Here is a 12,491-nt window from a genome sequence, read left to right on the forward strand (position 1 = left end):
CCCGCAGAATTGCCTGTTTGTACAAACGGTGATTCACTAATGCGAGGCTTGTTTTAAGGTTGGATTTACTGCCTTTACTGCCCGCGCCGCGGGCCTAATCGCCGCAGTGCGGCTAAAGCAGAGTTACCACGCCTTGCAGGGTAACCAGAAAAAGAGGTAACGGTGAAAATATTTTCTTTGATTCTATCGGCATGGCTTTTAACCGGGTGTTCAACGCATCATCTCAATACGGGTTCTTCTGAAAATGTGTCCAGTTATGGGAAAGATATTACGGTAAAAGTCACGGGCGCAAATGCGGATATTGTCGATAAACTTACCCGGTATATTCAGGCCGCCCTTTTAACCGAAGGGTTTAATCTAGTCACCGAAGACAATGCAACGCACTTGGAGGTGGCAATTTCAGACTTTGATCCGGGTAATGCGGCATTACGTTTGACGGTGGGCTTTGGCGCCGGCCGAGGCTCGTTGGTTTACAACGCTAAATATACAAAAAGCGGTAAAGTGTTGGTTGATTACGATGGCGCCGAACGTTTTACCGGATTGGAAATCGCGCCCGGAACAAAGTACGAAACTTTCCGCAATTTTGGCGGCGAAGAAACGTCAACCCAGATTTTATTGGAAGAAGCTTCAAAGCATATTGTTGAACAGGCAATAAACCAGAAATAAACATCATGGACTTAAAAAATATTTGAGTGTTCTTAATGGGAAAGCGTTGATAACTGTGTATTTATAATCAGTGTGGGGTGCAATATATGAACAAATATTTAAAGATATTAGGCCTGATATTGGTGTTGTTTTCAGTGAAAATTAATGCATCGACATAGGTATAAAAACTTCCCGGATGTATATAAAAATATTCGGAAGGTGTGGCTGCCGGCTGGGAGGGCATAGATAAATGTCTTGGAGGTGCGGTCAAGGTTGTTGAATGCACCTTCGAGATTTGCGAGGGTATGTTCGAAAGCATGGTGGGTGCCTCCCTGATATTTTTATATCCCTTCGGCTTAATGGGGATTGCCTTCGCGTCAGCTGGAAGTGTATACAGGGTTCGGATCGCAATCCAGATACTATTCTTCCTAGCATCGTTTTGTAGCAAATATTGCTTGTTTGAGTCTTGTAAACAAAAAAGGCCTTGTTAAACAAGGCCTTTTTAGAAATATGGCGGAGAGCTAGTCCGCCTAACAGAAGTCCGATATCGTTTTTTGTTGTCCTAAATTCTTGTTAAAAAACGATAAGTTACAAATTTATTGTCCAGCTTGGTTCGATAAAATATACTCCAATCCGATGCCGAAAGTAGGGTAGGAAGTAGGGTAGGAATTATGAGCCGGACATTGAATAAGCTGAACGCACGCAGGGTTGTGACTATCAAAACTCCCGGATATCACAGTGATGGTGGTGGTCTTTACCTACAGGTTAGTCCGACACTTTCAAAAAGCTGGATTTTCAAATTTGTCAGGAATAAAAAGGCTACCGAGATAGGTCTGGGTAGTTTTGGCGATATTTCGCTGGAAGCAGCCAGGGAGCAAGCATCTGAATATCGAAAGCTGCTCAAGCAAGGTCTGAATCCCTTGGCGGAAAAACGGAAAATTGAACGCGAGCTTCATTTGTCCGTCGCCAAATCTATGACGTTTGCAGAATGTGCAGCCGCTTACATTGGGATTAATCGCCATGGCTGGAAAAATCCTAAGCATGCTCAGCAATGGTCCAATACCCTAGAACAGTACGCATATCCAACCATTGGCAAACTCCCGGTCATGGAAGTCGATACGGCATTGGTTGTTAAATGTCTTGAAGGAATCTGGACGTCCAAAAATGAAACGGCCAGTAGATTACGAGGTCGTATCGAGACGGTGCTGGATTGGGCGACTGTTAGCAAATATCGTGAAGGCGAAAATCCAGCTCGATGGCGTGGTCATCTCGACAAGATATTACCTAAACCATCCAAAGTTCAAAATGTCGAACATCACGTCGCATTGCCTTACACGGATATATCGGGATTTATTGTAAAACTAAGAAATCAACAAGGCATAGCCGCGCGATGTCTGGAATTTACGATCCTTACCGCCGCCCGAACTAATGAATCCATCGGCGCAACTTGGGATGAAATAGATGTGATCAGTCAGACATGGATAATTCCCGTTGAACGGATGAAAGCCAAAAAACCTCATCGAGTACCCTTGCCACCTCGCGCAATAGCTATCGTTCAGGAGATGAGTCTACTCAAAACGAATGAATTTGTGTTCCCCGGATTAAAAAGAGGTTTGTCGAATATGGCCATGCTGCAACTATTAAAACGCATGGGCCTCCCGGAACTGACGGTTCATGGATTTCGATCTAGTTTTAGGGATTGGGCCGCTGAAACAACCCATTATCCCAATGAAGTAGTTGAAATGGCATTAGCTCACACGATTAAAAATCAGGCGGAGGCAGCGTATCGCCGAGGGGATTTGATGGAAAAGCGATCACTGCTTATGGCCGACTGGGCCAGATATTGCGAGCAGGGTATTTAGACTTCAAGGTAGTGATCCGGTTAAATTCAAATAGTAGCGCGTATGTTTCCGTTCGCCCGTTCGAATCAATGCTCCATTGGAGACCAGATCCTGCAGATCGCGAGTGGCCGTTGCCGATGGTGCCCCTGTGATGCTTCGATATTTGTCCGCGCTGAGTCCGCCAGTGAAGCCATCTGGACCTTCCCGAAATATTCTGGCCAAGGCTTTTTCCTGACGCAGATTCAGTTGTCCGCGTACGCGGTCGTAGAGCTTGGTTTTTTGAATTAAAAAATCGATCCATTGGTGAGTGTAATCCTGAGCGGCCGTCACCAATTCGGCGAAATACACCAGCCAATCAGTCACGTCGATCTGCTTGTTGGCCATTTCCAAGGCAGTGTAGTACGCATTGCGGTGGCGTTCGATGGTAAACGCCAGCGCGATTAATGTTGGTTGTCCCAGGCATTGAGCCAATGCCTTTTCGGCAATCGCCCGACCGATGCGACCGTTGCCGTCCTCGAACGGGTGGATGCTAACGAAATAAAGATGGGCAATCCCAGCGCGTTGTAATGCAGGCAAAGGCGTGTTTCCCTCAGGTGACGTGCGATTGAACCAGTCAATGAACTGATCCATCTCCCGCGTCATCTGGCAGGACGGTGGCGCTTCGAAATGCACTTTGGGCGCGTAAATGGGACCGGAGACTATTTGCATCGGGTCTTCGTGGCTTCGATAACATCCGACATCCTGTAGATCATTGCGACCGGCGGTAATCCAGGAATGCCATTGATATAGTTGCTCGTGAGTCATAGGCGTTGCGAAGTGCTGGTACAGATCGACCATAACCTCTGCGATGCCTTGCTCGGCCGGCGGGACTTTTCGATGATCGGTGATTAAACCGAATTGGCGGCAAATTGATGACTGCAGGCTGTCCCGGTTGAGGTATTCGCCTTCAATGGCTGACGTTTTTAGCGCTTCATTGCTGATCAGCTCGATAGTCAGCTGCCGTCTGTCGTCTTCGGATAAATGCTTAACCGCGCCGAATGACACGCCAGCGCCAAGCAATAAGCGCTTTTCAAAATCGTCCAGCTGTGACGCGTTATAGGTGAAGTGCGGCCAATCCGTCAGTTGCCAATTCCAGAGCATGATTAATACAAAATGATTTTATCGATCACTAATATAGCATTTTATGATCTATAAAAGACCTGTTTAAACATCACGATAGACTGTAGTGCCTCTCTGGGCAAACCCGAGCGCAATAACTGTTGAACTTATAGTGAAGTGAGATTACTGGTATTACCGGTATTACCGCCTTATCTGGCGTGGGCTACAGAGGATATGTCTCTTTAATACCAAGTAATACCGGTATTACTTGTGGAGATTTCTATAAACCTTATCCAGGTTGACAAAGTCTGTGTTTTCTTCAAAATCGAATTAACCGATCTTGGCGCCGCCTCAATTTTCACGGGCGAATCACCCGAAAATCATCCTTGTCCTTACAGCTGAATTGTCCAGTAAAATCCATCGACGTCCAGTCTGTATTTGTAGATTAACCAATTGAAATAAAATGAAAAAATCATTTGACAGCGGCTCAATTCCAACTCCAAAATAACCTCGCACGTAGAACTTTTCGGGACGAAATTTTCATAGACTGCGCTTCGGCAGTATAAAAAGCGAAGACGTACCAGCTATAGAGTCCCTAGTGGGATGGCAGAGGAACGCCGCTGGATGTACTGTGTCCGTTGGGCCTTAGGGCAATGCGTCCACGCTTAAATTTATTTTTGGTGCAGATGGGGCGTTGAAAACGCTCTATTTGGGTCGGCAGGGAAAATGCGCCTTGATGAAAGGCACGGTCGCTGTCGATAGTGAAGCAATTTAAAAATCCATCAACGATCGTCTGCCGATCGCTGAGTAATCAAAAGCGCCTTTGATGGCGCAAACCATTAGACCGCGCGAGTAGAGTTTCGAAAGGTGGTGTTGCCGTTGCGCGTGTGCAGGCGCGCAGAAATTTTGTCAGGAACCCCGGTTCCGCAAAATGGATACTGAAAGGTCTTTTGACGACTTCAGTGGTGGCAATCTTATAGCTAGGGTTTTATATCAATCGTCCCCCCCTGGATCGGCGACAGGCGACTGCCTGCCCGCCAGAGTAAGGCGGTTGAACCTCTCTAAAGAATCCCGACCTCCCGTTTTCTGATCGACCTGTGCCACCGGCGGACGCTTTTGCCGGCGAAGCAGTTGGCTCAGTCATGTGGATTCGATCCGGATTCCCTTCCATGTCATACCCGGACGTTCAAAAAAACGCTCTCCGGTAAAAGCCCAATCCTGCTGTTTCGCCGTTTCTAAAATACAGAAACAGAACGGGATTTAAGCATTTCCATCAAGTAAATCAACCGGATACCTGCGTAATAGTCGCGGGTTTTGCCGGGTCAGTCTGTCTCGAACGTGTAAGGGGCCGAGTTTAGCGTCGCAATTGGACGCTGAATGCGTCTGGCCAGCACCCCGAGTTCGTCACCGACCGACAAAAATTACTCGCCCGCGCAGCGAGTCATAAGCCGCGCACCTCACACTGGGTATACACCTCCGCCGGGTAGGCAACCCGTGCGTCAACACTCATCGTCATGAGTTTGGCCTTGTATACCGAAGTGGGGTTGGAGCCGGGGTCCCCCGCTCATGACGAAAGAAAAACCTGTTTTACCAAGGCCGCCCCGGCTCCCTTGCTCAAAGCCGACTGCTGATACGCATGGCATTGTCCATGAAATCAGTGCCAGTCCGCTTTGGACAAGGGAGTCAGTTGTCCACTTTTATCGGAGGTTAACCATGTCAATCGATCGACCTGACCAATACCAACTAAACCAGACTGACCCATGCGCGTGTGTCAGTCCTCCCGATGACCGAGCGCCAGGGTCGTTGCCGCCGGGTCGAAAGCGCGGCCGTAATCTCGGCTTGGGCAGTCGCAACCTGAACCGAGCCGGCAAAACCTGCGCCCATCAATCCGGCAAGGCCTTCGCTACGCGCGGCACGCTCGCCGAGCGCTGGTCGGTGTTTGCCAAATGGCTGGAACAAACCAATGGCATTAAACGCATGGAAGACATTAACCGCGAACACGTGATGGCTTATGGCCAGGCATTGAAAGCACGGGTGGAACGTGATGAATTGAAAGCCTCGACCGCGCAACTGTATGTTTCGGCGGTCAACAGCATCATGACGTCGGCAACGCAAGGCCAATGGCAAACGGTCAGTCCGACCCGGGATTGCGGCATCCCCAAACGGTGCTACATCTCGGAAACCAGCAAAGCCATGCCGCAGTCGCAGCACGACCAGTTGCAAGTCAGCGTCGACGACGAACGCATTGTCGCCTTGCTCAATCTGCAACGGACATTGGGGCTGCGTTTCAAGGAATCGGCCTTGCTGGATGCACAAAAAGCTTTTCGTCAGGCACAACGGGAAAATCGCATAACAGTCTTCAGCGGCACCAAAGGCGGTAAACGGCGCCAGGTGCCGGTATCAACGGAAGCCATGGCGGCACTGGAAATAGCCGCCAGCCTGCAGGATGGGGCGTCAATGATTCCCGCCAATCTGCGCTATGTCGACTTTCGCGACCACTGCTATCGCCAGGCACAACAGCAGCCATTCCAGTTTCACGGCCAGCGCCACCATTATGCCCAGCAGCGTTACCAGGTATTAACCGGCGTGCCGGCGCCGATTAAGGCTGGCATTGCAAAATCGGCCTGGCATGCCTATATGGCAATGCAGTTGCACATTGACGAAGCCACCGCCGAAAAACTGGATCAACGCGCCCGCAGCATCCTGTCTCAGGAACTAGGCCATGAGCGTCTGGAGGTGGTGCGTGTCTATATTGGTTAAACAGATCCAGGCGCTGGCCCACCATTATGTCCGCCAAGGCGCCAAAGCCCATCGCCGCTTGCAGGTCGGCCGGATGATCAAGTTAGTCGAATTCATCGAGCAGACCGAGCGACCGCACAACCTGCACGAAATCGGCAAACGTCATGTGATTGCCTTCTGGAAAGCCCATCGCGACCTGGCGCCGAAAACCGCGCATGCCTATTGGTTGGCGTTATGCGTAATTTGGGAATGGACGGACAAACCAGGGCAGCCGCCCAAGCCGTTGTGTATTCTCAAAACAATTTCAGACGGCACAGATGACTAAAACCGCTATCAACAAAGTCCGGCAAAATCCGTTCGCGACGGCTTTTACTTTGCTTGCTCCGGCCTAAAAATGTTAATTTCGTTGTTTTGGCCACTCGATTTACTTGGTAGTCCTGATTCGACATTAGGATTTTGATTTAGTAAGGATATATGCAGACACCAACGCCTAACCCGTTACCACGTTATCAACTCAGTCCTTGGGCCAAGTGGTTTGCTAAAGATCGCCGCTTTCACAGCGTTGCCCTCGAGCAAAAAATACTGGTGTTAATCGATGAGTACCAAAAGCAACACAAGCTCCAGCTATTGAGTCTTAAGCCTGGTATTGGCATCGAAAATGGTTGGTTTTGGGATACTTTGCTGATCTCTCAGCTGGATGGCCAAACCTTACGATTTGGCGGCGTCGACAAAAAGCAGTCGGCGTTGTTGCAAGTAGCGTTAAAACGCCACGTTATTCAGCACATCCAGCGTTTCTATCAGCAGCTTGCACCCGCTTTGATACAAGCAGCCCAAGAAGCCAAACTGGTATTTTCCGGCCAACGTTATATTCGTCGCGCCGTGGCGGATTATTGGTTTAATCGCCATGCGGCGTTAGCGACAGGATTCCATCGTCCGGATTGTTTACAGCATTTGCCAAATGAACTGCACCCGGACTATCAGTATGTCCGGCCATTGCTAGACAACACGCACGAACAAATCGCCAGATTGAACCAAGCGTTTATCGATCGACAAGCCCAGCAATTCAAAGCCTTTTTTGATCAGGTCGAAACCAATCCACTGACCGAAGCGCAACGTAGCGCTTGCATCATCGACGAGCAGCATAACTTGGTGCTGGCCGGCGCGGGTACCGGTAAGACTAGCACCATGATCGGTCGCGCGGGTTATCTGATTTACGCAGGCCTGGCAAAACCCGAACAGATATTGATGCTGGCGTATGCCCGCAAAGCGGCGCACGAAATGGAAGAGCGCATCCAGTCCAAACTAGGGATTCAAAACCTGACGGTGAAAACCTTTCATGCCCTGGGTTTAGACATCATTAGCCAGGTTGAAGGTGCCATGCCGGCCATCGACAAAATGGCCGAAGACGACACCTTGCGAGCCGCGTTTGTCGATAGTCAAATTCAAAGTTTGCTGGAGGATGAACGTTATCGCTCGCGGCTGCTGACCTATTTTTTGCGCTTTGCCTATCCCTACAAAAGCCAATTCAATTTCAAGACTTTGGGTGACTACAACGCGTACATCCGTGAAAACGATATGCGTACGCTACAGGGCGAGCTCGTCAAAAGCTACGAGGAGTGCGAGATTGCCAATTTCTTGTATCGACAAGGCATTGTCTACCAATACGAAGCCAATTATCAGGTCAATACCTCGGGCCCGGACTATCGCGTCTACCAACCGGATTTCTTCCTGCCGGCTTACGGCATTTACATCGAACACTTTGCGGTCAACGAGCTGAATCAAACGCCGCCGTTTATCAATCAAGAAAACTACTTGGCCGGCATGACCTGGAAGCGGGCGTTACATGCGAAATATCAAACCCCGTTGATCGAAACTTACAGCTACCAGAAACAACAAGGACGATTGACCGAGGTTCTCAGTGAAAAATTACGGGCTGCTGGTGTTCAGTTCCAGCCTTTGCCGCAAAATGAATTATTGAACCAACTCAATCAGCTAGGCCAAGTATCGGAATTTAGCAAACTGATGGCCCAAATCCTCAGTTTGTTCAAAGCCGCTTACCTCAGCATCAAACAACTGGTCGAAAAGGCTGACAAGCATGAAGACCAGGAACGCATGCGCGCTGCCGCATATTTATTCGAACCGATCTACCAAGCCTACCAACAACAGTTGCGCGACAACGCCACCATCGACTTTGACGATATGATTGGCAGAGCCATTGAATACGTCGAATCCGGACGCTTTCAGTCTCCGTACCAATACTTATTGGTGGACGAGTTTCAGGATATTTCGGCTAGCCGGGCGCGCTTACTGAAAGCCTTGATGTCCCAGCAACCGGAAGCCAGCCTGTTCAGCGTGGGCGATGATTGGCAATCCATCTACCGTTTTACCGGCAGCGACGTTGCGCTGACCAAGGAGTTTCAAACCCACTTTGGCGATACGGCGACCAGCGTGCTGGATCAAACCTTTCGCTTCAATAACAAAATCGGTGAAGTGGCGTCGCGCTTCGTCATCCAAAACCCCAGCCAGATCAACAAACAGATTCGTAGCCTGCGACTTGTCGAGCAGGCTGCTGTGTCGCTAATCAAAACCGATCAGGATTTAACCGGCATACAGGCGGCACTCGACGTCATCGCTGGTAAGGCCAAGCCATCCGCGAGTGTTCTGCTGTTAGCGCGTTTCAACTTTAAACGGCCCGATGTCGCCGCTTTAAAGCGGTGCTATCCGCAGCTGTCACTGCAATTCATGACGGTACATGCCTCCAAGGGCAAAGAAGCCGATTACGTCATCGTGTTTGGCTTGGAAAAGGGCGAACACGGCTTTCCATCGGAAAAAGCTACCCATCCCTTGCTAGAGCTATTGCTGCCTCAGGCCGAGGCCTTCGCGCATGCCGAAGAACGGCGCCTGTTTTACGTGGCACTGACGCGGGCTCGGCATCACGTGTATTTGGTCACGAACGGCCTTAACCCGTCGCCATTCGTCAGAGAATTAATCGACGGTGACTATGCCGTTACAGTCGACGAATTTAGCGGACCCGGTTTTCAAGAGCAAATTGCCGACATTCCCTGTCCAGCGTGCAAAACTGGCTGGATGGTGCCACGAGACAGCCAGTACGGCAGTTTCTTCGGCTGCAACCAATATCCACTCTGCAATCACACACAACGGGCTTGCCAATGGTGTGGCGGTGGCTTGAAAACCCAAGGCCGTTTTCGTGTTTGTGAAAATCGCCGTTGCGACTTCGTAGAACCCGTTTGCCCACGTTGCCAAGGTGCCATGGTACTGCGCAAAGGCCCACATGGCCAATTCTGGGGCTGCTCGCATTACCGTAAAAACGCGGCGTTTTCCTGTTCGCATACCGAGCAATTTATCGATTTGCAGGCGGCAAAGGTCAAATCAACCGTCAACGCCGCTTAATAGCGGCTACGGGCATGGTCTAAACTTGGTCTGATCTAACTAGAGAAATACAGAGATGAGTGACGAGAAACGCCTATCCACCACCCAACTGGCCAAATTGCGCGGGGTGTCCCAAGAGCAAATGTTTGGGCAGTTGACTGCGCTGGGCCTAATCGAAAAACAAGAAGACAAATGGCAGTTAACTGACGCAGCCAGTGCCGCCGGCGGTGTCTATCTAACCGGTAAATACGGCCAATACGTCGCCTGGCCCGAGGATTTTCAAGTGCCAACCGCGACTGCCAAACCGGAAGCAGCTAAGTTGCTGACCGCCACCGTGTTGGGGCAACACTTTGAGCTGTCCGCCAACAAAATGAACTATATCCTTTCAGAACTCGGCTGGATCAAAAAGGGCTTGAAAGGCTGGTTGGTCACCGAGCAGGGATTGGCGATGGGTGCCGAGCAAGGCGAAGACAGCCGTTCCGGCATTCCTTACGTGCGCTGGCCGGAAAAAATCACCCGCAATCGGGCATTGAAAGACAACGTCGATAACATCAAGGGCGTCGATAAGCCCAAGACCGATACCGACAAGATGGACAGCTTCCGTCACAAATTCGAAGCCACCCACCGAACCACCGATGGTCATTTCGTCCGCTCTAAGGCGGAAATGCTGATCGACAACTGGCTGTACATGGCGGAAATCGTTCACGCCTACGAGCGCAAACTGCCGATTGAGGAAGAAATGTACTGCGACTTTTACATCCCCACCGGCAAGGTGTATATCGAATTCTGGGGCTACGAAAACGACGCCAAATACCAAGCCCGAAAACAGGAAAAACTCGCCATTTACCAGAAATATAATTTCAATCTGATTGAATTGACCGACAAGGACGTGCTGAATCTGGACGATATTTTGCCGAGGTTGTTGCTGAAGTTTGGGGTGCAAGCGTATTGATTTTAATTCTCTGTTACCGTAAAAATAACTAATCACATTTTTGTAAGTTATTATACTAGAGGCGTTATATTAATTGATTATCTGTTTGTGCATTATTTATACTGTTTAATCGTGCGAACTAGTATAAATAATAACTGTGTCCTGCTATTTTTTAAAGGCTGTAAAGCCTATACCTAAAAAACTTACAAAGAGGAATAATTTTGGACGAGCTAAAAAATAGATTGATCGCTCATTTTGAACAAGCTGGGTCTGCGCCATTTCTATTTATTGGCTCAGGCTTTTCTAGACGCTATCTCAATTTGGAAGACTGGAGTTCTCTCCTAAAATTATTCACAGAAGGTCTGAAACCATATGAATACTATCTTGCAACGGCAAATGGGGATTTACCTAAAGTTGCATCTTTGATTGCAGAGGATTTTCACGATAAATGGTGGCAGGATGAAAAATTTAAAATTAGCCGAGAGAAGAACAAAAGCAAGTTACGCGATAAGACGTCCGCTTTGCGAATCGAAATTTGCAACCATTTAAATGTAATTGCGGATGTAGGCTTTACGGAAACCGCTTATCCAGAGGAAGTTGCCGCATTATCTAAGCTCAATGTAGATGGAATAATAACCACGAATTGGGATCTATTCCTGGAAAAGTTATTTCCAGATTATCGCGTATATGTGGGTCAAAGTGAGCTATTGTTTTCCCATCCACAATCAATTGCGGAAATATACAAAATTCATGGCTCAGCCTCTCGGCCATCCTCATTGGTACTTACTCGCGAAGATTATGACTTATTTGAAGACAAAAACCCTTATCTGGCGGCAAAAATAATTACACTTTTTGTTGAGCATCCAATTGTATTTATTGGGTATTCGCTTTCGGATAAAAATATTTCTGCATTACTAAAAGCTATTGTTTCTTGTTTAGGAACTGAAAATATAAATAAACTTCGAGATAACTTGGTTTTTATACAAAGATCAAATGAAGCTGAGCCTAGTTACAGCAAAACATTGATAACTATTGATGGCGCTCAACTCCCTATCACCATAGTTAAATCAGACGACTTTTTGCCTGTCTACGAAGCTTTAGATGCAACAAAGCGGAGGATCCCTGCTCGAATTTTGAGATTTTGCAAGGAACAACTTTATGAGTTAGTGCAGTCTGCGGTGCCGGAAAAAAAGATGCGAGTTATCGATATTGATAACATAGAGAACTCAAAGGATGTTGAGTTCGTTGTGGGTGTTGGAGTGGCCGGTGGCAATACTTCCGAAATTGGCTATCAAGGGTTAAGTGCAATCGATTTATTTAGAGACCTAATTATAGAAGAGGATCGTAAGCTAGACGGTTCAAAGATTTTGGAATCTACAATTCCAACTTTGTCCAAAAACTGCAAGTATTTGCCCATTTATAAATATCTAAGAGATGTAGGCATAAATTCGCTTGAAGAATGCGAAAACAGACAGCTTGATATTACAAGACATATAGAAAAGACTCCTGCCGAATTTACTAGTACTATTTATGCTCGGCAGTTTGTTAAAACCGAGCGCCAGAAAACAGCACAAGAAATTATTGAAACTAATCCAGCAGAGAAAGCGGCAATTTTTCTTTCATTTGTTTCCAAAGAAAAATTTGATGCTAAAACGGTGAGAGAATTTCTTGTTGACAACATCGATAAGCTTGAAACTTCAAACTCAAACTACGCCACGTATTTTCGAAAAGTTGCTTGCCTTTACGATTACTACGTCTATGGTTGGTACATAAAATAGTGTTCCTGATTATCTCGTAGCGTGAGGTAATGAACCGCACGGAACAAATGTAAATCAATACGCGGTCGA

The 12,491-nt window shown here is 48.0% G+C and carries 8 protein-coding genes; 7 read left to right on the plus strand and 1 reads right to left on the minus strand.

All coding sequences use genetic code 11. The annotated features are described in order from the left end of the window. Positions 1 to 162: 162 nt before the first annotated feature. Together METH11B_RS0124525 and METH11B_RS0124530 are read left to right on the plus strand one after the other, a co-directional pair. Positions 163 to 666, plus strand: a complete 504-nt coding sequence (locus METH11B_RS0124525; RefSeq protein WP_081733876.1) for a DUF4410 domain-containing protein — start codon at positions 163 to 165, stop codon at positions 664 to 666. Between the two features lie 650 nt (positions 667 to 1,316). Next, entirely contained in the window at positions 1,317 to 2,507 is a 1,191-nt protein-coding gene (locus METH11B_RS0124530; protein ID WP_026604305.1) for a tyrosine-type recombinase/integrase, read from the plus strand. A 3-nt stretch (positions 2,508 to 2,510) separates the two neighbouring features. On the opposite strand, the gene METH11B_RS0124535 is transcribed toward METH11B_RS0124530, so the two are convergent. Continuing rightward, positions 2,511 to 3,626, minus strand: a complete 1,116-nt coding sequence (locus tag METH11B_RS0124535; RefSeq protein ID WP_026604306.1) for a Fic family protein — start codon at positions 3,624 to 3,626, stop codon at positions 2,511 to 2,513. 1,671 nt (positions 3,627 to 5,297) lie between these two features. On the opposite strand from METH11B_RS0124535, the gene METH11B_RS0124545 reads away from it, so the two are divergent. The 5 genes from METH11B_RS0124545 (at position 5,298) to METH11B_RS0124565 (ending at position 12,422) form a co-directional block, all read left to right on the plus strand. Beyond that, entirely contained in the window at positions 5,298 to 6,344 is a 1,047-nt protein-coding gene (locus METH11B_RS0124545) for an integrase domain-containing protein (RefSeq protein ID WP_197026996.1), read from the plus strand. Next, complete coding sequence (locus METH11B_RS0124550; RefSeq protein WP_026604308.1) at positions 6,328 to 6,648, plus strand: hypothetical protein; 321 nt, start codon at positions 6,328 to 6,330, stop codon at positions 6,646 to 6,648. The genes METH11B_RS0124545 and METH11B_RS0124550 overlap by 17 nt, the downstream gene beginning before the upstream one ends. 149 nt (positions 6,649 to 6,797) lie before the next feature. Beyond that, the gene (locus METH11B_RS0124555) at positions 6,798 to 9,734 is read left to right on the plus strand and encodes a UvrD-helicase domain-containing protein (RefSeq protein WP_026604309.1); all 2,937 of its coding nucleotides are present in this window, start codon (positions 6,798 to 6,800) and stop codon (positions 9,732 to 9,734) included. Between the two features lie 55 nt (positions 9,735 to 9,789). Continuing rightward, positions 9,790 to 10,665 carry a hypothetical protein gene (locus METH11B_RS0124560; protein ID WP_026604310.1) on the plus strand — a complete coding sequence of 292 codons (876 nt, stop codon included), beginning with the start codon at positions 9,790 to 9,792 and terminating at the stop codon, positions 10,663 to 10,665. 200 nt (positions 10,666 to 10,865) lie between these two features. Then, positions 10,866 to 12,422, plus strand: coding sequence for an SIR2 family protein (locus METH11B_RS0124565; RefSeq protein ID WP_026604311.1), 1,557 nt, complete (start codon positions 10,866 to 10,868; stop codon positions 12,420 to 12,422). The last annotated feature ends 69 nt before the right edge of the window (positions 12,423 to 12,491 follow it).

Source organism: Methylomonas sp. 11b, from assembly GCF_000515215.1.
Classification (GTDB): Bacteria; Pseudomonadota; Gammaproteobacteria; order Methylococcales; family Methylomonadaceae; genus Methylomonas.

Bases quoted from the DNA above. Each gene is read 5' to 3' on its own strand.
- METH11B_RS0124545 (WP_197026996.1), top strand. From the start codon at position 5,298: ATGTCAATCGATCGACCTGACCAATACCAACTAAACCAGACTGACCCA.
- METH11B_RS0124530 (WP_026604305.1), top strand. From the start codon at position 1,317: ATGAGCCGGACATTGAATAAGCTGAACGCACGCAGGGTTGTGACTATC.
- METH11B_RS0124535 (WP_026604306.1), bottom strand. From the start codon at position 3,626: ATGCTCTGGAATTGGCAACTGACGGATTGGCCGCACTTCACCTATAAC.
- METH11B_RS0124560 (WP_026604310.1), top strand. From the start codon at position 9,790: ATGAGTGACGAGAAACGCCTATCCACCACCCAACTGGCCAAATTGCGC.
- METH11B_RS0124555 (WP_026604309.1), top strand. From the start codon at position 6,798: ATGCAGACACCAACGCCTAACCCGTTACCACGTTATCAACTCAGTCCT.